Annotated in this window: 19 protein-coding genes; 7 read left to right on the top strand and 12 right to left on the bottom strand. The window is 60.6% G+C overall.

Going from position 1 to position 21075, the window contains the following annotated elements; all coding sequences use genetic code 11:
- Positions 1 to 410: 410 nt before the first annotated feature.
- A complete protein-coding gene (locus AB4N44_RS13990) occupies positions 411 to 2504 on the top strand; it encodes a mechanosensitive ion channel family protein (protein WP_150751775.1) in 2094 nt (697 codons plus the stop codon).
- A 115-nt stretch (positions 2505 to 2619) separates the two neighbouring features.
- Here AB4N44_RS13990 and AB4N44_RS13985 read toward each other — a convergent pair whose 3' ends face one another.
- Entirely contained in the window at positions 2620 to 6906 is a 4287-nt protein-coding gene (locus AB4N44_RS13985) for a DEAD/DEAH box helicase (protein WP_460108647.1), read from the bottom strand.
- A 278-nt stretch (positions 6907 to 7184) separates the two neighbouring features.
- Between AB4N44_RS13985 and AB4N44_RS13980 the strand changes: the two genes are divergently transcribed.
- On the top strand, positions 7185 to 8069 hold the full coding sequence (locus tag AB4N44_RS13980) for a sugar nucleotide-binding protein (protein WP_127929953.1): 885 nt from the start codon (positions 7185 to 7187) through the stop codon (positions 8067 to 8069).
- Positions 8062 to 8994 (top strand): NAD-dependent epimerase/dehydratase family protein, encoded by a 933-nt coding sequence (locus AB4N44_RS13975; RefSeq protein WP_127929952.1) that lies wholly within the window; start codon positions 8062 to 8064, stop codon positions 8992 to 8994. Before AB4N44_RS13980 ends, AB4N44_RS13975 begins: the two co-directional genes overlap by 8 nt.
- A 465-nt stretch (positions 8995 to 9459) precedes the next feature.
- Here AB4N44_RS13975 and AB4N44_RS13970 read toward each other — a convergent pair whose 3' ends face one another.
- The 8 genes from AB4N44_RS13970 to AB4N44_RS13935 form a co-directional block, all read right to left on the bottom strand.
- Positions 9460 to 10158: an OmpW/AlkL family protein gene (locus tag AB4N44_RS13970; RefSeq protein ID WP_007910962.1), complete on the bottom strand. Its 699-nt coding sequence runs from the start codon at positions 10156 to 10158 to the stop codon at positions 9460 to 9462.
- A gap of 222 nt (positions 10159 to 10380) precedes the next feature.
- Positions 10381 to 10899, bottom strand: a complete 519-nt coding sequence (locus tag AB4N44_RS13965; RefSeq protein ID WP_460108649.1) for a DUF3299 domain-containing protein — start codon at positions 10897 to 10899, stop codon at positions 10381 to 10383.
- Between the two features lie 11 nt (positions 10900 to 10910).
- The gene (locus tag AB4N44_RS13960; protein WP_150774595.1) at positions 10911 to 12176 is read right to left on the bottom strand and encodes an ABC transporter permease; all 1266 of its coding nucleotides are present in this window, start codon (positions 12174 to 12176) and stop codon (positions 10911 to 10913) included.
- Between the two features lies 1 nt (position 12177).
- Positions 12178 to 12888: an ABC transporter ATP-binding protein gene (locus AB4N44_RS13955; RefSeq protein ID WP_460108651.1), complete on the bottom strand. Its 711-nt coding sequence runs from the start codon at positions 12886 to 12888 to the stop codon at positions 12178 to 12180.
- A gap of 139 nt (positions 12889 to 13027) precedes the next feature.
- Positions 13028 to 13627, bottom strand: coding sequence for a DUF2796 domain-containing protein (locus AB4N44_RS13950; protein ID WP_460108653.1), 600 nt, complete (start codon positions 13625 to 13627; stop codon positions 13028 to 13030).
- 158 nt (positions 13628 to 13785) lie between these two features.
- A complete protein-coding gene (locus AB4N44_RS13945) occupies positions 13786 to 14352 on the bottom strand; it encodes a hypothetical protein (RefSeq protein ID WP_150751772.1) in 567 nt (188 codons plus the stop codon).
- The gene (locus AB4N44_RS13940) at positions 14349 to 15299 is read right to left on the bottom strand and encodes a CHAP domain-containing protein (RefSeq protein WP_150751771.1); all 951 of its coding nucleotides are present in this window, start codon (positions 15297 to 15299) and stop codon (positions 14349 to 14351) included. The genes AB4N44_RS13945 and AB4N44_RS13940 overlap by 4 nt, the downstream gene beginning before the upstream one ends.
- Entirely contained in the window at positions 15296 to 15877 is a 582-nt protein-coding gene (locus AB4N44_RS13935; protein WP_224790146.1) for a PAAR domain-containing protein, read from the bottom strand. Before AB4N44_RS13935 ends, AB4N44_RS13940 begins: the two co-directional genes overlap by 4 nt.
- A gap of 134 nt (positions 15878 to 16011) precedes the next feature.
- Here AB4N44_RS13935 and AB4N44_RS13930 point away from each other — a divergent pair, with 134 nt between their 5' ends.
- Positions 16012 to 16371 (top strand): hypothetical protein, encoded by a 360-nt coding sequence (locus tag AB4N44_RS13930; RefSeq protein ID WP_455807106.1) that lies wholly within the window; start codon positions 16012 to 16014, stop codon positions 16369 to 16371.
- Between the two features lie 88 nt (positions 16372 to 16459).
- Here AB4N44_RS13930 and trxA read toward each other — a convergent pair whose 3' ends face one another.
- The 3 genes from trxA to AB4N44_RS13915 form a co-directional block, all read right to left on the bottom strand.
- A complete protein-coding gene (gene trxA / locus AB4N44_RS13925; protein WP_455807107.1) occupies positions 16460 to 17332 on the bottom strand; it encodes a thioredoxin in 873 nt (290 codons plus the stop codon).
- A gap of 183 nt (positions 17333 to 17515) precedes the next feature.
- Positions 17516 to 18169 (bottom strand): class I SAM-dependent methyltransferase, encoded by a 654-nt coding sequence (locus tag AB4N44_RS13920; protein WP_127929946.1) that lies wholly within the window; start codon positions 18167 to 18169, stop codon positions 17516 to 17518.
- A complete protein-coding gene (locus AB4N44_RS13915; protein WP_127929945.1) occupies positions 18166 to 18630 on the bottom strand; it encodes a YbaY family lipoprotein in 465 nt (154 codons plus the stop codon). The genes AB4N44_RS13920 and AB4N44_RS13915 overlap by 4 nt, the downstream gene beginning before the upstream one ends.
- A 128-nt stretch (positions 18631 to 18758) precedes the next feature.
- On the opposite strand from AB4N44_RS13915, the gene nrdR reads away from it, so the two are divergent.
- Genes nrdR through AB4N44_RS13900 form a run of 3 tightly spaced genes read left to right on the top strand, consistent with a single transcriptional unit; the run spans position 18759 to position 21066 of the window.
- The gene (nrdR, locus tag AB4N44_RS13910) at positions 18759 to 19223 is read left to right on the top strand and encodes a transcriptional regulator NrdR (protein WP_007910946.1); all 465 of its coding nucleotides are present in this window, start codon (positions 18759 to 18761) and stop codon (positions 19221 to 19223) included.
- Entirely contained in the window at positions 19220 to 20353 is a 1134-nt protein-coding gene (gene ribD, locus AB4N44_RS13905) for a bifunctional diaminohydroxyphosphoribosylaminopyrimidine deaminase/5-amino-6-(5-phosphoribosylamino)uracil reductase RibD (protein WP_455807108.1), read from the top strand. Before nrdR ends, ribD begins: the two co-directional genes overlap by 4 nt.
- Positions 20354 to 20400: 47 nt before the next feature.
- Positions 20401 to 21066 carry a riboflavin synthase gene (locus AB4N44_RS13900; RefSeq protein ID WP_116029888.1) on the top strand — a complete coding sequence of 222 codons (666 nt, stop codon included), beginning with the start codon at positions 20401 to 20403 and terminating at the stop codon, positions 21064 to 21066.
- Positions 21067 to 21075: the final 9 nt, after the last annotated feature.

The raw sequence follows: 21075 nt of genomic DNA, 5'->3' as shown, positions 1-21075 counted from the left end.
GCTGCCCTCCCGTTGAAAGCCCTCGTGTTGCCGCTGTCTTCTGATGACTGTGGGCGGTTCGGGAAAGTTTCCACGGTATTACGTACGGTCACGTCCAAGGCGAAGATCAAGAGCGCTCCCCCTCACCCCAACCCTCTCCCCCAAGGGGGCGAGGGGGAAGGGAGCTGATCTTCAGGGATCTCAGGATTCGAGTTCGACTCCGGATTTGTTGATCGTTCCCACGCTCCGCGTGGGAACGCCTCAATGGACGCTCCGCGTCCGCTTTTGGGGCGCAGAGCGTCCCTGGCTGCATTCCCACGCAGAGCGTGGGAACGATCGGGTTCGCGGTGGTGCTCTGTGAGGGCGCTCTTGAACTTGCTGTGCAATTACCGATCAGTTCCTTACAGGTTCAGCCAAGGGAGATCGGAGTTTTGGTCAAGTTCAGGATCGCTATTCTGCTGGGAGCACTGTTGTTTCTCGGCGCCAGTGAAATCGACGCCGCCGCATTACCGGGCATCCCGGCCGCCACCGAAGAAGCGGCCAAACCTGAACCGATTGTGCAGGGTGGTCTGCTCGGTGCGATCAGTTCAAGCATCGACGACGTCCAGGACAAACTCGATCTCAACGAACACCTGGTCGACGCCTGGCGCCTGCGCGCCGATCGCGCCGCCGATGAAGTCGACAAACTGGTCAATCAACCGTCGAATCGCTCGGGCTGGAGCGTCGCCGGGGATTTCCTCACGCTGTCGGGCGTCTGGCTCGGCAGTTTCGCGTTATTGACCGTACTGGGCAGTCTGTTGGCCAAGCGCCTGCGCGAGGGCCGCTGGTTGCGCACCCGTCAGCGCAGTCAGGATCTGCTCGGTTACTTGCTGCCGTACACCGTGCCGGCGCTGATCTGCCTGCCGCTGACCCTGTACGTCAGCCATTTTCTGCAAGCCTCGGTGGGACGCGCGCTGGCGCTGTGTCTGGCTTACGCCACCAGCAGCGGCATCTTTTCGACTTCGATGTTGCTGTGCGTGGTGGTGATGTTCAACGTCGGCCATAAACGTCCGGCGGCGCGGATCATTCGTGATTATTGCCCGCGCCCGCTGTTCCTGATCGGCTTCCTCGCTGCTCTCAGCGATGCGCTGACCAGCCCGCAGATCGCCCGTCAATTGGGTGGCAATATCACCAGCAGCATCGCGGTGTTTACCGGGTTGGTCGCCTCGATCATTTTCGGTTTGCTGGTGATTCGCCTGCGTCGCCCGGTGGCACACCTGATCCGCAATCGCTCGCTGAGCCAGCGGCTGAAACAGCCCTCGTTGCAGGAGTCGCTGCGGATTTTTTCCGGGCTGTGGTATTGGCCGATCGTGCTGATGGTGCTGGTCTCTGCGGTCAATCTGATCGGCATCGGCGAGGACAATCAGAAAGCCTTGCGCTGCGCGCTGTTCACCACGGTGCTGCTGATTGGCACGGTGTTCCTCAGCACGATTCTGCAGCATCTGTTCAAGTCACGAAAAGCCGAAGCGATCCAGCGCAGCAGTGCCTACAAGGAGCGTTTTCTCAGCCTGTTGCACGCCTTGCTGCGGATTGTCATCGCCATCGCGTTCATCGATATCCTCGGGCGGATCTGGGGCGTGTCGCTGCTCGATTTTGCCCAGAGCAGCACGGTCGGTCGGGCCATCAGCAACGCGCTGAGCAGCATCGGTCTGATCTTCCTGGTGACGTGGTTACTGTGGGTGGTACTCGACACGGCAATTCAGGAAGCGCTGAAACCACCGGTCAGCAAGCGCGGCGCACGCCAGCCAAGTACGCGGGTAAAAACCATTCTGCCGCTGCTGCGCAACGCGATCAAAATCATCCTTGTGGTGATTTGCGCGATCACTACCATGGCTAACCTGGGGATCAACGTTGCGCCACTGCTGGCCGGTGCCGGGGTGGTCGGTCTGGCCATCGGTTTCGGTTCGCAGCAACTGGTGCAGGACGTGATCACCGGGCTGTTCATCATCATCGAGGACACCCTGTCGATTGGTGATTGGGTGGTGCTCGATTCCGGGCACGCCGGCACGGTCGAGGGTTTGACCATTCGTACCTTGCGTCTGCGCGACGGCAAGGGCTTTGTGCACTCGGTGCCGTTCGGCCAGATCAAGGCTGTGACCAACCAATCGCGGCAGTTTGCCTTTGCGTTTTTCTCGGTGCAGTTCACTTATGACACGGACGTGGATAAAGCCATCGAGCTGATCCGCGAGACCGGTGATTCGATCCGCGAAGACCCGTTCCTCAAGTACAACCTGCAAGGGCCGCTGGACGTGTTTGGCGTGGACAAGATGGATTTGAATGGCGTGGTGCTGACGGCGCAATTCCGCACTGTGTCGGGGGGGCAGTATGCGGTGAGTCGGGCGTTCAACCAGCGGTTGAAGAAGCTTGTGGATAACACCGCGACCGTGCATTTCGCGCAGACTTATCCACAGCAGGTTTTGTTGCCGAAACGGCAGCAGGAGGGTGAGGTCGTGGCAAGCGAGGTGCCACAGGAATCGCGGACTTAATGCAGGATTTTGTGAGGCTGTGCCGGCCCTTTCGCGAGCAGGCTCGCTCCCACAGGGGGAACGCGATCAAACTGTGGGAGCGAGCCTGCTCGCGAAGACGTCAGCCCAAACACCCTCAATGCCGGATCAATTTGCCGCGCACATGCTCCATATCAATCTGATCCAGCTCCAGCCAAAACTGCTGCTTGCCGGCAATCTCCGCCGCCGCCGGCAATCCATCGCGATACACTAACCGATTACTCACCAGTGCCGGCACTTTCACCCCCGGCAGCAGCGTCCCGGCCAGGTTCAACGGATCCACCCCGCACACCGCAATCAAACTACCGTCATGCGGTCGCCGCCGAACTTCGCGTAACAACGGAATCGCCTCGGGCAAGGCAAACTGTTCCCCCGCCAAACCACTGACAAACCGCCCACCGCGAATCTCGCCGCGCGCCTCCAGCCGATGAAACGTGCGCAGCAATTCGCGCCAACTCGGCAACCAGTCCGCCTCGCGTTCCAGCAAACGCCAGAACACCACGCCATAGCGCCGCAACAATGTCATCGCGACATGTTCAAGGATTTCGCTGTTATCCACAGCCGCCCCGCGCCGCAGCAAGGCCCAGCGCCCGGCATCATCCATCCCACCGATAAACGCCCCGCGCCCGCGACGACTGCTGCGCTGCTGGCGCTTGCTCGCCGGGGTGATCAGCGCGCGCAGGCCGGCGAAGCTGTCGGCGTTCACCAGGCCGGCGCCGACCAGTTCCTGCAAGGCGATTTCCAGCTCGGTGCGCAGCAGGTGCGCTTCATGAATCAGCTCATCGAAAAATAGCGCGCCGTGCTGGCTCAAGGCTTCAAAAACCTTCTGGGTTTTCGGCGAAAGTTCGCTCACCGGCGTCTGTTCGGCCAGCGCACTCCACAGGCCGACCTGACTGCGCGGCAGCAGCACGATAGGCGTGCTGCGCAACGCCGTACCGCTGATTTTTTGCCGGGCACTGAGGCGCGTCCACACCAGTTTGCCGTTGCGGCACAGCTCATCCAGCCAACTTGGCGAATAGTCTTTTAATCGCGCCGGGAGGATATCGCTGTCCCACGCCGAAGCCGCCGCCGCGTAGCCTTCGAACTGGCCGATAATCGCCGGCAACACGGCTCTACCCTGACCGCGAGTAGAAGGCGAGAGATGCTGCCAGTCGAACAGAAACCGCATGAAATCCTGCAGCGCTACCGGTTCGATTTCCCGGCGCAGGCGCTTGACCGTGTAGCGATGAATGCGCGCGAGCAGATGCCGTTCGCACCATTCTTCAACGTTGACCTTGGGCGTGAACTGACCGCGCAGCACATAACCTTCGCGCTCCAGTTGCGCGAGGGCTTGATGGACTTCAGTGGTCGGCAGCGCGAGCGGTTCGGCAATCGCGGATAACGGCAGCGGTCCGAAGGCACCGAGGCGCGCGCGGATCACTTCGATCAGCGCTTCATCGAACGTCCAGGCTTCCTCGAACCCCGGTAACGCCTCCAGGTCGTCTTGCAATTTGGCCTGTGGATAAAGCGCTTGCAGACAGGTCAGGCGTTCGCGGGCCAGCCACAAGCCATGCTCGGAGTCGATCTGCAAACGGCAGGCGCGCCCGCTGCGGGCCAGGGTTTCCAGCCATGCGCGCCAGCCTTCATTCGCTTGCACTTCCCCCTCGCTGACGCATGCAAGGCTCATCAGCGCTTCATGCATTTCATCCACAGCGTTCGGCGTCGGCCAGGCTTCTTCGCGCACGGCGTTAATAGCGTCCGCGTCCAGCGCACCGAGGTCATCGGTCGATTGCGGATCGCTCCAGCGCCGGTTGATCACCGCTTGGGTGCGACGTTCTTCCAGCGGTGCATCGTCGAGAAAGGTGTACGGCCGCGCACTGAGAATTTCTGCCGCGAGCGGCGAAGGCGCCGGCAGATCGCGACTGATCAAACGCACCTCGCCACGCTCCATGCGCCGCAGCAGATTCACCCAGCCCTCGCTGTCCATCGCTTCATGCAGGCAATCGTCGAGGGTTTGCTCGATCAGTGGATGCTCGGGAATTTCCCGTTCGCCGGCGAGGTTTTCCAGGCAGGCGATCTGGTCGGGAAACACGCTGGCAATCAGGTCTTCGCTTTTCATCCGCTGCAACTGCGGGGCGACTTTGCGTCCGCCGGTAAAACGCGGCAATGCCAGCGCCACCCCGGCATTCCAGCGCCAGCGCACGCCGAACAGCGGCGCATCGAGCACTGCTTGAATGAGGATGTGCTCGGCACTGTTGCTGTGCAGGTAACGCCAGATGTCATCGAGTTCAAAGCTGTGGCTGGTGGACAGCGACAGCACGATCGCGTCTTCGCTGGCGGCAGCCTGCAACTCGAAATTGAAGGTGCGGCAGAATCGCTTGCGCAGGGCCAGGCCCCAGGCGCGGTTGATACGGCTGCCGAACGGTGAGTGGATGATCAATTGCGTGCCGCCGGACTCGTCGAAAAAACGCTCCATCAACAGCGTGTCCTGCGACGGCAGGGCGCCGAGGGTCTGACGGGCGCGGGCGAGGTATTCGACCAGTTGCTCGGCGCTGGCGCGGTTGAGGCCGAGGGTGTGCGTCAGCCAGTCGAGCGCCGGTTGCAGGTTGCCCGGGCTGGCGCCGAGCAGTTCGTCGAGCTGCGCTTGCAGACGTGCCACGGCGAACGACAATTCATCACTGCGTCCCGGCGCTTCGCCGAGCCAGAACGGAATGGTCGGCGGCTGGCCGTGGGCATCCTCGACGCGCACCTTGCCGGTTTCCACGCGCAGAATCCGATAGGACGTGTTGCCGAGCTGGAACACGTCGCCAGCAATGCTTTCCACGGCGAAGTCTTCGTTGACGCTGCCGATGTTCAGGCCTTGCGGCTCGAGCATCACGCTGTAATCAGCGTTGTCGGGGATGGTGCCGCCGCTGGTCACAGCGGTCAGTCGCGAGCCACGCCGGCCCCGCAAGGTGCGGTTGACGGCGTCGCGATGCAGATAAGCGCTGCGGATGCCCTGTCGGCCGTTGTAGCCTTCGGCGAGCATGCTCAGCAGGGCCTGATAGTGTCTTTCGTCAAGGTCACGGTAGGGCGAGGCTTGGCGGAACATCGCCAGCAAGGCGTCCTCCGGCCATTCCTGGCAACTGACTTCGGCAATGATCTGCTGCGCCAAAACATCCAGCGGCGCGACCGGGATGTGCAGGGTATCGAGTTCGCCACGGCGCACGCAGTCGAGCAGGGCGGCGCATTCGATCAGGTCGTCGCGGGTGGTGGCAAACAACCGACCCTTGGGTGTGCCGCCCACCTGGTGCCCGGAACGGCCAACCCTTTGCAGAAACCCGGCGATGGAGCGCGGTGAAGCGATCTGACAGACCAGATCGACTTCGCCGATATCGATGCCCAGTTCCAGCGAAGCGGTGGCGATCAGCACCTGTAACTCGCCACGCTTGAGGCGTTGTTCGGCGTCGAGGCGAAACTCCTTGGCCAGACTGCCGTGGTGCGCCGCCACGGCCTGCTTGCCGAGGCGTTCGCTGAGGTGCCGGCTAAGCCGCTCGGCGAGGCGCCGGGTGTTGACGAAAATCAGCGTGGTGCGGTGCTCGCGTGCAAGTTCCGTGAGGCGGTCGTAAACCAGTTCCCAAACATCGTTGGCCATGACTGCCGACAACGGCACGGGCGGTACTTCGATGCCCAGGTCCCGTGGCCGCGCGTGGCCAATGTCGATGATTTCGCAGGGGCGCTCATGGCCGACGAGAAATTGCGCCACCGCTTCCACCGGTTTCTGTGTGGCGGACAGGCCGATGCGGGTCAGCGGTTCGGCGCACAACGCTTGCAGGCGCTCCAGGCTCAGGGCCAGATGACTGCCGCGCTTGCCGGCGGCCATCGCGTGGATTTCGTCGATGATCACTGTGCGCGTGGTGCCGAGCATTTTGCGGCCCGATTCCGAGCCGAGCAGAACGTAAAGCGATTCCGGTGTGGTCACCAGAATGTGCGGTGCCGATTTGCGCATGGCCGCGCGTTCTTTCTGCGGCGTGTCACCGGTGCGCACGGCGGTGGTGATGTGTACTTCCGGCAGGTTCATCTGCCGCAGTTGTTCGGTGATCCCAGCGAGCGGGTTTTGCAGGTTGATGCGGATGTCGTTCGACAGTGCTTTTAGCGGTGAGACATAAACGACGAGCGTTTCATCGGGCAAACCTTCGGGTTTTTCCAGGCCACGGTGAACCAGATCATCGAGTACGGCGAGAAAAGCTGTGAGGGTTTTGCCCGAGCCGGTGGGCGCAGCGATCAGCGTCGAACGGCGCTGGCGGATCAACGGCCATGCGCGGGCCTGGGCGGCGGTGACCGTCGGGAAAGTCTTGCTGAACCAGGCGCTGACGGCGGTGTGAAAGCCTGCCAGGGCCGCGTCCGTGGGGATGGGCAGATTCATGGCTCAAGTTATGCGGGCGCAGGGGGGAAGATGCAAGTACCGTTCGGGCCTCATCGCGAGCAGGCTCACTCCTACAGGGGAATGCATTTCAATTGTAGGAGTGAGCCTGCTCGCGATGGCGCCAGTCGAAGCGCTACAAATATCCGGGATGTACACTTTACGGATGACGGTTGCGCACTAAACCCGCAAAATGCAACGATTCCGGTAATTATCGACGACGGTTCCACGAGATCCGTCGCTAAAGCCATCGTTCCAATCAGACTGGGCCTGCTGACTCTATGCGAATGCGCCTTATGTTACTGGGCGGCGGAAATGCCCTTGGGCAGGCGCTGATTCGCCTCGGTGCGGAGGAAGACATCGGTTTCCTCGCCCCCCGCCCGCCCGAAGACGGCTGGGATGCCGCGAGCCTGACCCAACTGCTCGACGACACCCGTCCCGACGCGTTGATCAACCTCGCCTACTATTTCGACTGGTTCCAGGCCGAAACCGTCAGCGAAAGCCGCATGGCCGGGCAGGAACGCGCGGTTGAGCGTCTGGCCGAACTGTGCCAGCACCACAACATCGTCCTTGTGCAGCCCTCCAGTTATCGAGTGTTCGATGGTTCGCGCGCCACGGCGTACAGCGAAAAAGACGAACCAGTGCCCCTGGGCCTGCGTGGTCAGGCGTTGTGGCGGATCGAACAAAGCGTTCGCGCCACTTGCCCGCAACATGTGCTGCTGCGTTTCGGCTGGCTGCTCGATGACAGCCCGGACGGCACCCTCGGACGTTTCCTCGCACGGGCCGAGCAACCGGAAGAATTGCTCCTGGCCGATGACCGTCGTGGCAACCCGACGCCAGTCGATGATGCCGCGCGAGTGATCATTTCAGTGCTCAAACAACTTGATTGCGCCGCGCCGCTGTGGGGCACTTATCACTACGCGGGCCACGAAGCGACCACACCGCTGGCGCTGGGTCAGGCGATTCTGACTGAGGCGCGCAGCCTGCACGCCCTGGCCATCGAAGCGCCGACCGCCCAGGCCCACGCCGCGCGGCCGGACGCTGCCGAGGAACCGCAACACGCGGTGCTGGCCTGCAAGAAAATTCTGCACACTTTCGGGATCAAACCGCGCGCCTGGCGTGCGGCGCTCCCGGGCTTACTGGATAGGTTCTACCGTCATGGCTAAAGGGACTGTATTAATCACTGGCGGAGCCGGTTTCATTGGCTCGCACCTGACCGATGCGTTGCTCGCTGCCGGGCATTCGGTGCGCATCCTCGACGACTTGTCGACTGGCAAACGCAGCAACCTGCCGCTGGACAATCCGAAGGTTGAACTGATTGTTGGCGACGTCGCCGATGCGGCGCTGGTGGCCAAAGCCATGCACGGCTGCAGCGCGGTCGCTCACCTGGCGGCTGTGGCGTCGGTGCAGGCGTCGGTGGATGATCCGGTGAAGACGCATCAAAGCAACTTCATTGGCACGCTGAACGTCTGCGAAGCCATGCGTCTGGCCGGGGTCAAGCGCGTGGTGTATGCCTCCAGTGCGGCGGTGTACGGCAACAACGGCGAGGGCGAGTCGATTGATGAGGACACGCCCAAAGCGCCACTGACGCCTTACGCCTCGGACAAGTTGGCGGGCGAGCATTATTTCGATTTCTATCGTCGCCAACATGCGCTGGAACCGGTGATTTTCCGCTTCTTCAACATTTTTGGCCCGCGTCAGGATCCGTCCTCGCCGTATTCCGGGGTGATCAGCATCTTCAGCGAACGCGCGCAGAAAGGTCTGCCGATTACCGTGTTCGGCGATGGTGAACAGACGCGCGATTTCCTGTATGTCGAAGATCTGGTCGATCTGCTGGTGCAGGCGATCGAAAAGCCTGAGGTGGAGGTCGGTGCAGTGAACGTCGGCTGGAATCAGGCAATGAGCCTCAAGCAGATGCTTGAAGCACTGCAAGCGGTAGTCGGTGAGCTGCCGCCCGTCAGCTACGGCCCGGCGCGTTCCGGCGACATCCGGCATTCGCGGGCGAACAACGCTCGTTTGCTGGAGCGCTTCAAGCTGCCGCAGCAGACGGCGATGAGCGTGGGTTTGGCGCGGTTGCTCGGTCGCTCCTGAAAATCCCCTCACCCTAGCCCTCTCCCAGAGGGAGAGGGGACTGACCGAGGTGTTCTTTCGAGTTACACCGACGTGAAATACCGAGTCGAACTCAGGTTTTGAAAGTCACCCAAATCGGCTCCCTCTCCCGGGGGATAGGGGACTGACTGAGGTGTTTGGACGAGATACATCGACGTGAAATATCGAGTCGAACTCGGATTTGAAAGTCACCCAAATCGGCTCCCTTTCCCCCTCTCCCTGAGGGAGAGGGCTGGGGTGAGGGGGGAATCCAGTTCACGCCACAGGTTTCCAGCAGACATGAAAAAGGCGCCCTTTGACAGGCGCCTTTTTCACGGCCGGAATATGTCGCTACTCCTGTGGCAAGGGGATGTTATCCCCCGATCAACTGCGTACGGTCGCCGTCAGTTCTATGCCTGCTCGCCACCAAGCCTCATTCACCACCACGTGAACGTTCGATAACTCGACTTAGAACTTATAGCCCAAGCCAACCATGTAGATGAACGGATCCACATCGACGTTGACCCGTGCGCGAGTGCCCGGTGCAACCGCGTTGTTCTCGACGGTGGCGCGGGTGTCGATGTCGATGTAACGCACTTGGGCGTTGAGCATGATGTTGTCGGTCAGCATGTAGTCAGCACCGACCTGCCAGGCCAGACCCCAGGAGTTTTTCGCCTTGAAGTTGCTGAAACCGTTGGCGCTGGCTTCGCTGCCAACGTGCTCGTCGTAGATCCAGGTGTAGTTGATGCCACCGCCGACGTAGGGCTGGAACGGCGACTTCGAGTCCAGCGGGTAGTACACAACGCTGAGGGTTGGCGGCAGGTGTTTCAGGGTGCCGAGCTTGCCATTGGCCGCTGGCAGGGCAGTGCCCTTGAGCTTGACGTCATGCTCGAACGGCGTGGCCGCGAGCAGTTCGAGGCCGACGTGATCGGTGAGCATGTAGGCGAAGTTGAGACCCAGTTGGGTGTCGCTGCTCATGGTCGCCTTGCCGCCCAGATTGGTGCCGCTCAACGGACCCTGATCGACTTTGACGCTGGAGCTGTCGGCCTTCGGGTTGACGGTGATCGCACCGGCGCGGATGAGGATGTCACCAGCTTCGTGGGCGTGGGCGAGCGGGGCTGCGAGCGCAAGGGCAAACAGCGAGGCGCTGAGCAAGGACTTGTTCATGGGGGCTCCAAAAGGACGTTAAAAGTTTCTGATGTCCTATGGTACGAAGCCAACTGATACGGTCTTTTGACTCAGCTCAATGAAACAGTGAAGGAGCAGATTTCTGTGGAACCTTGAGGGCCTCTTCGCGAGCAGGCTCGCTCCCACCCTGGAATGTGATCTCCTGTGGGAGCGAGCCTGCTCGCGAAGACGATAGATCAGCCAATACCAAACTACCGGGATTCACTCCGGCAGCTCATACACATAAATCTTGTCGGCATCCATCTGATACCCGGCATCCGCCAGTTCGCTGCTCGACGCCTTGACCTGCAACGGCCCTTCGACCCAGTACGGCTGATACAGCTCATCAAGCTTCACGCCCAACTCGCTTTTCACATGCACGATCTGGTTCGACGGCGGTGGCGGCACGTGGATGCAGGCGCCGAAGTACGGCACCAGCAAAAAGTCCGTGGTGCGTCCTTCTTCGTTGACTTCCAGCGGCACGATGTAGCCCGGCAAGCGAATATTCTGACCGTCGAGAGCCTTCACCACCGGCGCATTCGGCATGTCCTGCTTGGCCGCTGGCGCGGACTCGGCGGAGAGCGCGTCGCTCATCTTCGACATGTCGTGCAGCGGTGTCATGTTCGGCACCTCCGGCGCGGCGTCCGGCGGAATCATTTCCGACCACGTCAGGTCTTTCGGCGCCGCTGCCCACACGGGCAGGGCGATCAGCAACAGCAGCGCGAGTGCAGCGCGGGGCATGGTGAACATCCTCATAAACGGATCGACAGGCCATCGGCCAGGGATTGGCGATAAGCGCGCCAGGCCGGCACGCTGCCCATCAGCAGCGCGGCCGCCAGAATGCCACCGAGCAGCGTCCATTCATACTCGCTCGGCCATGCCAGCGGCAGATACAAACCGTAATTGGCCTGCACGTAACCCTGCGCAGCGGCGATGCCGATGTACAACAACGCAACGCCGGCGATCACCCCGGTCAGCGCCAGAGCAAACGCTTCCAGCACCAGCAGACTCGCGATGTGCCACGGTCGCGCACCGACCGAACGCAGAATCGCCATTTCGCGGCGCCGTTCGTTGAGGCTGGTGAGAATCGCCGTGAGCATGCCGATCAACCCGGTCAGCACCACAAACAGCGAGACCACAAACAGCGCTTTTTCGGCGGTGCTCATCAGGCTCCACAATTCTTGCAACGCTACGCCCGGCAGGATCGCCAGCATCGGTTCGCCACGGAATTCATTGATCTCGCGTTGCAGCGCAAACGTGGAAATCTTGCTGTTTAGACCGAGCATGAATGCAGTGATCGCTTGCGGCGTCAGGTCCATGTTGCGCGCCTGATCGGCGCTGATCCGGCCGTTGCCCCGTGCCGGCACACCGTTGTGCCAGTCGATGTGAATCGCTTCCATGCCGCCGAGGCTGATGTGCAGCGTGCGATCGACCGGGGTGCCGGTGCGCTTGAGAATACCGACCACGGTGAACGGTTTGTCGTCGTGCTTGACCAGACTGATCGCCGCCACACCGTGGGCCAGCACCAGTTTGTCACCGAGTTTGTAATGCAGCGTATCCGCGACCTCGGCACCCAGCACAACTTCGAACGGATCCGTTGCAAACGCGCGGCCGTCGGCCAGTGCCAGGTGTTGCTGGCGACCGTACTGGTAATGCTCGAAATAGGCTTCGGTGGTGCCCATCACGCGATAGCCGCGATGGGAGTCGCCGAGGGACATCGGGATTGCCCACTTCACTTTCGGGTTGCTGGCGAAGTGTTCGAAGCTGTCCCAGCGGATGTTGTTGGTGGCGTTGCCGATGCGGAACACCGAGTACAGCAGCAGATTCACCGAGCCGGAGCGGGCGCCGACGATCAGGTCGGTGCCGCTGATGGTGCTGGCGAAACTGGCTTTGGCTTCGGTGCGCACCCGCTCGACGGCGAGCAGCAGGCACACCGACAGGGCGATGGCGAATGCAGTGAGCAGGGCGGTAAAACGGCGGTTGGCCAGGCTGGCCATGGCCAGACGAAACAGATACATCTCAGACCTCGGCAGACGTGGCGGCGCGATTGAGTTCGGCCAGGGACAGATGACGGTCGAACAGTGGCGCCAGGCTCTGATCGTGGCTGACGAACAGCAGACTCGATCCGGCCTCGCGGCATTCGGCGAACAGCAGGCGAATGAAGTTTTCCCGGGCGTCGTAATCCAGTGCCGAGGTTGGTTCGTCGGCGATCACCAGCTCAGGCTGGCCGATCAATGCGCGTGCGGCGGCAACCCGTTGCTGTTGGCCGATCGACAGCGAGTCGGCGCGACGGCTTAGGATGCTTTCATCCTTCAAACCCAAGTGGGCGAGCAAGGTCGCTGCCGCTTGATCGACACTGCCGTGGCGCTGTTTCGCCCGTTGTGCGCGCATTTTTGAGAAGTGACACGGCAGCTCAACGTTCTCGCGGACCGAGAGAAACGGCAGCAAGTTGAACTGCTGGAAAATGTAGCCGGTGTGATCGACGCGGAAGCTGTCGCGGGCGCCGGCGGAGAGTTCGGTCAGCTCCTGGCCGAGCAGGCGAATGCTGCCGCGACCGGGTTTCTGCACGCCGCCGAGCAGGCCGAGCAGGGTGGTCTTGCCGCTGCCGCTGGGGCCTTTGAGGAACAGGGTTTCGCCGGCTTCCAGACGAAACGCCGGGATGTCCAGCAACGGCGGGTGACCGGGCCAGTTGAAGCCCAGGTCGGACAGTTCGATGAGTGCTTGGGTCATGGCACCAGTTTCATGGTTGGACACTGAACCCTTGTGGGAGCGAGCCTGCTCGCGAATGCAATCTGACAGTCGACATCGATATCGACTGATGCACCGCTTTCGCGAGCAGGCTCGCTCCCACAGGGGATTTACGGAGTGATCAGAATTTCAGCGCGGCAGCCTTGGCCCTCACTTCGGTACCTTGCTGGCCGCTGGCGCTGATCAGTTGTACCTGAATTTTCTGCGTCGCCGGGAAGGTCTTGAAGACGTTCGCCAGATCCAGGGTCTTCAGCGCGCCCGGTGTGGCGCAGTTGAACTGATAGTGCGCATGGATTTCGCTGTGGTCGTGGTGATGCTCGTGACCGTCCTTGTCCGCTTCATCGTCGTCATGGTCGTCAGCATCCGGCTTGTCACCGAACAGCGGGCTCTCCAGTTCCTGACTGACTACTTTGCACCCGGCATCAGACGGCAGGCTGAACAGGGTCAGCGGTTTTTCCAATTGTGCGCGGGCGGCAGCGACTTTGGCCTTGTCGGCATCGCTGGTGGCGACGTGTTCGAAACCGACGAGGTTCATCGCCGGGCTTTCCAGCTCCAACTCCAGGGTCTGACCATCCAGCGCCGCGTTCAGTCGACCAACGCCATGCTCATGCGCGCCGAGGCTGCCGTGTTCATGGTCGTGATCGTGGTCATGCTCATCGGCAGCATGGGCGATAGCCAGCGGCAACAGGGCAAACGGCAAAGCGAGCAGCAGACGACGCATGGCGGTCTCCGGGAAGTAAAGTGAAGAGTTTGTTATGTAATCTTATAACGAAAGTGCGCAGAGTTTGCCCGTGTGCTCCGCTTTGCGCAAGACATGACTGAGCACCGCCCAAGGTAGATTCCGGGGCGGTGCTTAGATTGGAAGTCACGCTTTTAGAGTCAGAAGCCTGCGCCGGGATAGTCGAACCAGTAATGGCCCGATAGCACATAATTGATCAGATTTGCCTCAAGTACGCTCGGGGCATCGCGAGTGAAGCGCTGGCGCCATGCTGGCAGCCACCAGTATTTGATGGCTGTTCCGCGTGGGCGTATCACCACTTTCATGACCTCCTGATCTATTTTGCCCTCTGCATAGAGTTGATGGGTACGATCCATGAAGGCCATGTATTGGCCTATCGGCAACTGGAACATCAACGCAGTGGTGAAGATTTTTTCACTCTGACTGAACGCCGGGCTTTGTAGTATCTGCAGTGCTTCGCAGGTGTACGGCTCTGGTTGGCCAGCGATTTTTTGGCCTTCTGGAGTAGAAAGTATGTCGAAACGGTCGTCCATATCCCGCCAGTCGATGCGGCTATTGCCCTCAAAGTAATTGCTGACCACAGCGGTCAGCGGACCCGGCGCTATGTCTTTGTAGGTACAGGCTGAAAGGTTGGCGGGCGACAAAAAACGCCATGCCACAATCAGTAAAAGTGAAGCAGTCAGGATTATCCAGAAAAGACGTTTCATTGTGGTTTGCTGTATTTGTAGCGTCGGAAGATGGAGAAGTCGTGGTCACCGCGAGCGGCATTGCCCGATGCGATTCGAAAACCAACATCGTTGACTTCTATTTTGTCCCAGCCTGCAGAAATGCAGACACCTTGGGTCAGAACAAAACCTACGTGGCCGCTGGCATCAGTGTAATTGACAGCATACGCACCGACGTCTCCGGGAAGCGGTGATTTCTCGGCGTTCCAGCTATTAAGCAAGCGGGTTTCGTCTGCCCATTCTCCTGCGGTCGGCGGACTCACTTTGGAGTAACCCGGAACATACTTTGAAGAGCCATGTTCGATCATCGCCACATTGACACCGATTGCGGTCAATACGTCATAGACGAATACATTGCACTTGTTTGATTCCGCCCGGAATTCCACGCTTTTCTTAAGTGTTGGATGCGGTAAAGAGTGTTTAACTTTGTTACCGGCCCATACGGTCGAACCTCGGTGTGAAAGCGCCTCCATCAATATTCGGCGCGGCATATCCTGGATGACCACTTTCACGGTGCGGGTCTCGTTTTTGCGTTTGACCCCGTACTCCACCTCGTAAAAGGTGTCATTGGAAACGGCACCGCTGGTGGACAAGGGAACCTTGACCCACGGTGAAACTGCGACGATCGACAGTGATTTGCCTTCGGTCAGCGTGGCTGTGTGCATCGCCTTCGTCGCTCCCGATGAGCCGACGATCTGAACAGTAACTTCGTGGCTATCGCGGGTTTTTACCGAGGGCAATGTCTTTGAACCCGAGAGGGTGATGCCGGTTTGCCCCTTGTCAGAGATGAGCGAGTAAATGCGGGGTTTGTCATCGTTCTGAATAATGTTGTCGTCGATGATCGATCCATCCACCAGCATCTGAAACTTGATGCCTTTTGGTGGCTGCATCAGAAAGTCTTTAAAGATCAGTTTGATTTCCGATTTCATGACAGATCCTGTTGCAACGGTTCTTCGTAGGCATAAAACGACCACTCGGAATCTTCACCGACCAACAGAGTGTCGTAATCCGCGTGGTTTTCTACTTTGTGTTCGCAGCCTTCACCCGTGGCGCTGCAGGTGCTGTCTTGCAAGACAGCCACCTTTTTTTTGTCTTTGAGTTTGTAGGACAGTCCAGGCTTTTCGACGTCGTCCAAGCGTTCGATGATTACCTGCAGGTAACGATACGAAGTCAGCGCAACAATCGGTGGCCCCATGTCGATAGGGGTGGGGCGGCCTATTCCGGCAAAACCACTGTGTTGTTGAGGCAGCAGTTTGTTGGACATGGGCGGGCAGCCGCAGGCGACATAATCATCTACCAAAGCGGCGGGGCCAGCAGGCAATATCAGCGTTCTTTCGCCCACCGCCACGATCGGACCTTTGCCGGGACCGCAAATCGGACAACTGGCGAGTTGTCCGATGGAGGCGATTATTTTTCCTTCGATATTGAGGTTTTCATTTCCCTCAAGTACCACACCACCTGTCGAGGTCGGGCCTCCCTTTGAGGCCAGTTTTCGTCCTGAAGACATTGGGATCCTTCCCGCGAAAAAGAGATCAATGTAGTCGATTATCCAAGAATTACCAGATGCGTTTGGCGCCTTTACTTGGCGTTGCACAAGTCCCGTGGGAGCATGCAGGTCAGAAATGTGCGGGAGCGAACTCAATGTTGCGGATACGCGGAACCGTCGGCGATGTGCCGGTGGACTTGACGGTGGAACTGGATGACGGCGACTGGGCGAAGCTCGGTTCGGCGCTGAATGGGCAGGCGCCGCTTGCGCAATCTGAAGCGCTCGCGTCAGCTCCGGCAGCGAAACCGCTGAATCAGGACGATGCGTTGTGGCAGGTGGCCAAGGATCTGTTGCGCAAGGCCGGGCAACTCAGCGGTCCGGACCTGCTTGATCAGCTGGAAGGGCTGACCGGCAGCGCGGCAGCGGGCAAACGCTTGCTGGTGCGTTTGCGCCACAGTTCGGACGTGAAAGTGGTGAGCGGCGGGGATACGCCGCTCTACAGCTGGATCGAGTGAGTTGCAAAAGATCGCAGCCTGCGGCAGCTCCTACAAGGGTGTACACGATCCCAATGTAGGAGCTGCCGCAGGCTGCGATCTTTTGATCTTAATAAAGCGCAGCAAACATCTTGCGGCGGTACATCGTCACCAACGGATGATCATTGCCCAGCAGCTCGAACACCTGCAGCAAGGTCTTGTGCGGCAAGCCTTCGCTGTAGCTGCGGTTGCGGATGAACAGCTTCAATAGTGCCTCCAGCGCCGCTTCATACTGCTGGCGAGCGAGTTGCTGGATCGCCAGTTGATACACCGCTTCATCGTCCTGCGGATCTTTCGCCAAACGCGCTTTCAGGTCGGCGGCATCCGGCAGATCACGCGCCAGGCCGAGGAACTTGATCTGCGCCTTGGCGCCGGCCAGTGCAGCCTTGTGCTCATCACTCTTGACCGCATCCAGCACGGTTTGCGCTTCGCCCAGCTCGCCGCGTTCGGTCAGGCAGCGCGCGTAGAGGATCAGCGCTTTGGCATTGGTGTTGTCTTCATTGAGCATGACCACCAGCGCCGCTTCGGCGTCGGCGTAACGACCGTCATCGAACAGTGCCTGAGCCTGCTCGAACGGATCGGCTGCGGCCGGCGGTGGCATTTTCACGTGCGGCTCAAGCAGGGCGCGGACGGCGGACTCTGGTTGTGCACCGGCAAAACCGTCGACCGGTTGACCGTCCTTGAACAGCACTACGGTCGGCAGGCTGCGAATGCCGAAGCGGGCGACGATGTCCTGCTCGATGTCGCAGTTGACCTTGGCCAGCAGCAACTCGCCCTGATAGCTCTCGGCAATCCCTTGCAGCATCGGCATCAGCGCCTTGCACGGCGCACACCATTCGGCCCAGAAATCCACCAGCACCGGTTTGTTGAAAGAGGCCTCGATCACCGACTGGTCGAAATCGGCCGTCGTGGCGTCGAAGATGTACGGCGTTTGCTCACTCATGGGGGATCTCGTAGAAGCGTGGATGGGGCAACTATACGGCTTGGCGGGGTGTGGCCGGAAGCGGTCAGCTTTTGAGAGGTGTGTTGCATGGGCGGACGCCTTCGCGAGCAGGCTCGCTCCCACAGGGGATTTGTGAACGACATAGATCCAATGTGGGAGCGAGCCTGCTCGCGAAGCTTTTAGCTAGCGCCGCGCATGGTACAGGCTGACATGTCTGAACTCTTCCGGCTCCGCCAGATCCGGCAACGTCATCGCCTCAAGCATTTCAATCCGCTCATACAACGGATGACGAAAATCCCGAACCCGCGAATCCGCCACCAGCGCTTCACGGCCACGACTCAAGAATGCATCGAGCAACGGCAGATTCGCCCGGTCATACAACACATCCGCCACCAGGATCAGATCAAACCGATCGGCTTCGGCAAAGAAGTCCGTCGAGTAACTCATCTCTACGCCATTCAGCGTGGCATTCGCCCGGCACGCGGAAATCGCCAGCGGATCGAGATCGCACGCCACGACTTCCTGCGCTCCGGCCTTCACTGCCGCGATCCCGGCAATCCCGGAACCGGCACCGAAATCCAGCACGCGCTTGCCACGCACCCACTCCGGGAACTCGGCCAGATACCGCGCCACCGCCAGACCACTGGCCCAGCAGAAACCCCAATACGGTGGCTCATGCAGAATTCGCTGAATTTCTTCCTGGCTGAACTCGCGATCCATGTTGTCGCCATCGATCAGCCATAGCTGTAAATCAGTGTCCGGCAACGCACAGACCTTGAGTCTGGCGTCGCCGAGCAATTCACCTAACGCCTGTTGCAGGTCGAGCGGTGCATTCATGGTGCTTTGACAAATTGCAGTTGGCCCAACGCCTGAGTGGTCGGCTGGCCGATAGTTTGCGACGGCAGATGCAGGATCAACTGACCGGACTGGCTGGCGCGACCGCGCAGCTCGACCCGCGCGCCGGCCGGGAAGGCGTCCGGGTTGAAGCGCAGGCGGAACGGCAGAACCTGGTTGTTGCCGATCAGGCTGGAACTGGCGAGCAATTGTTGCGGGCGATCCTTTTCATCGATCACCAGCAACGCCAGTTCGACTTCGGCACCGGCCGGCACGCCTTGCAGGGTGCCGCTCAGTTCGCGTTGATAAGCCGGCAGCGGGCCGAGGTCAGCGGCTTCCTTGGCTTTTTTCTGCGCCTGTTGCGGCGCAGGGCCCGGCGTTGGCGGCTGGGGCTTGGGTGCATCGCTGCCACAGGCCACCAGCAGGCTGAAAAGACTGAGCAAAACGAGCGGACGTAACGGCATTGGATGCTCCAGCAAAATGAAATCCATGGATCAAACGATCATGCCGTTCTGTATACCGCAAAGCCTATGGCTTGTCTTGCCACCGGGATGCGCTACCATGGCCCTCCCTTTTTTTGTTGCCAGCCACCATGCACTGTCCCTTCTGCGGTGCCAACGACACCAAGGTCATCGACTCGCGTCTGGTCGCCGAGGGCGAACAGGTGCGCCGCCGGCGTGAATGCCTGGCCTGCGGCGAGCGTTTCACGACGTTCGAGACGGCCGAACTGGTGTTGCCGCGCCTGATCAAAACTGACGGCAGCCGCCAACCGTTCGACGAAGAAAAACTCCGCGCCGGCATGCAACGCGCCCTGGAGAAACGTCCGGTGAGCGTCGAGCGCCTCGAATCCTCTCTGGTTCACATCAAGCACAAGCTGCGCGCCACTGGCGAACGCGAGGTCAAATCCCTTGTGGTCGGCGAACTGGTCATGGCCGAGCTGCAAAAGCTTGATGAAGTCGCCTACATCCGTTTCGCTTCGGTGTACAAGCGCTTCCAGGACCTCAACGAATTCCGCGAAGAAATCGACCGCCTCGCCCGCGAACCGGTGAAAGAATGACCACCGCCGCCGAACAGGCCATCCTCGACGCTCACTTCATGGCGCGTGCGCTGGAACTGGCGCGCAAAGGTCACTACACCACCCATCCCAATCCTCGGGTGGGCTGCGTGGTGGTGCGTGACGGGCAGATTGTCGGCGAAGGCTGGCATGAACGTGCCGGCGAACCGCATGCCGAAGTCCATGCCCTGCGCGCCGCCGGTGAGCTGGCCCGGGGCGCGACCGCTTATGTGACCCTCGAACCGTGCAGCCACCACGGCCGTACGCCGCCGTGCGCCGATGCGCTTGTCAATGCCGGTGTCGGCCGAGTTGTGGCGGCGATGCGTGATCCGAATCCGCAAGTCGCCGGACGTGGTTTGCAGCGCCTGGCCGATGCCGGCATCGCCACCGAAAGTGGTGTGCTGGAAGCCGAAGCCCGCAGGCTCAATCAAGGTTTTCTGAAACGCATGGAACACGGCTTGCCGTTCGTGCGGGTCAAGTTGGCCATGAGTCTCGACGGTCGCACGGCGATGGAAAGTGGCGAGAGCCAATGGATCACCGGCCCGGCCGCGCGTTCAGCCGTCCAGCGTCTGCGCGCTCAGGCCGCCGTGGTACTGACTGGCGCCGACACCGTGCTGGCCGATGGCGCGCGTTTGACCGTGCGTGCTGAAGAGTTGGGCCTGGATGCCGAGCAAACGGCGCTGGCCATGAGTCGCCCGCCGCTGCGCGTGCTGATCGACGGCCGCCTGCGGGTGCCGCTCGATGCGCCGTTCTTCAAGGCCGGCCCGGCGTTGGTCGCCACCTGCGTCGCGATCGAAGAGCAATACGCTCACGGCCCTGAATGCCTGATCGTGCCGGGTGATGACGGTCAGGTCGATCTGCATCAATTGCTGATCGAACTGGCCAACCGTGGTACCAACGAAGTGCTCGTCGAAGCTGGCCCACGGCTGGCCGGCGCTTTTGCTCAGCTGGGTCTGGTCGACGAGTTCGTGATCTTCATCGCCGGCAAGTTCCTCGGCTCCACGGCGCGTCCGTTGCTGGACTGGCCGCTGGCTTATATGAAGGATGCGCCAGAGCTGAAAATCACTGAGATTCGCGCGGTGGGCGATGACTGGCGAGTCACTGCCATCCCTGCTCAAGCGGCGAGCGTATAATTCCCGGCCATCGCGTTAGCGCTGGCTTAGTTCTCAAGGAGAACCCCATGTTTACCGGCATCATCGAATCCATCGGCAGTATCCGCGCACTGACCCCAAAGGGCGGTGATGTGCGGGTCCACGTCGCCACCGGCAAGCTCGACCTGAGCGACGTCAAACTTGGCGACAGCATCGCGGTCAACGGCGTTTGCCTGACGGCGGTTGAGCTGCCGGGCGACGGCTTTGCTGCCGACGTCAGCCGCGAAACCCTCGACTGCACCGCTATGAATGACCTGAAAAGCGGCAGCCCGGTCAATCTGGAAAAAGCTCTGACCCCGACCACTCGTCTCGGCGGGCATCTGGTCAGCGGCCACGTCGACGGTGTCGGTGAAATCGTCTCGCGCAGCGACAACGCCCGCGCCGTGGAATTTCGCATCCGCGCGCCGAAAGAATTGGCCAAGTACATCGCCCACAAAGGCTCGATCACCGTCGACGGCACCAGCCTGACCGTGAACGCCGTCGATGGCGCCGAGTTCATGCTGACGATCATTCCGCACACCCTGAGCGAAACCATCATGGCGTCGTACACGCCGGGTCGCCGGGTGAATCTGGAAGTCGATTTGCTGGCGCGTTATCTGGAGCGTCTGCTTTTGGGCGACAAGGCCGCAGAGTCGGCATCCGGCGGCACGATCACCGAAAGCTTTCTGGCCGCCAACGGCTATCTCAAATCCTGACTGAAGGGG

It is taken from the genome of Pseudomonas sp. S3_C06, assembly GCF_054667675.1.
Note: the sequence above shows the minus strand (reverse complement) of the source record. Positions and strands in the feature narration are given on the sequence as shown.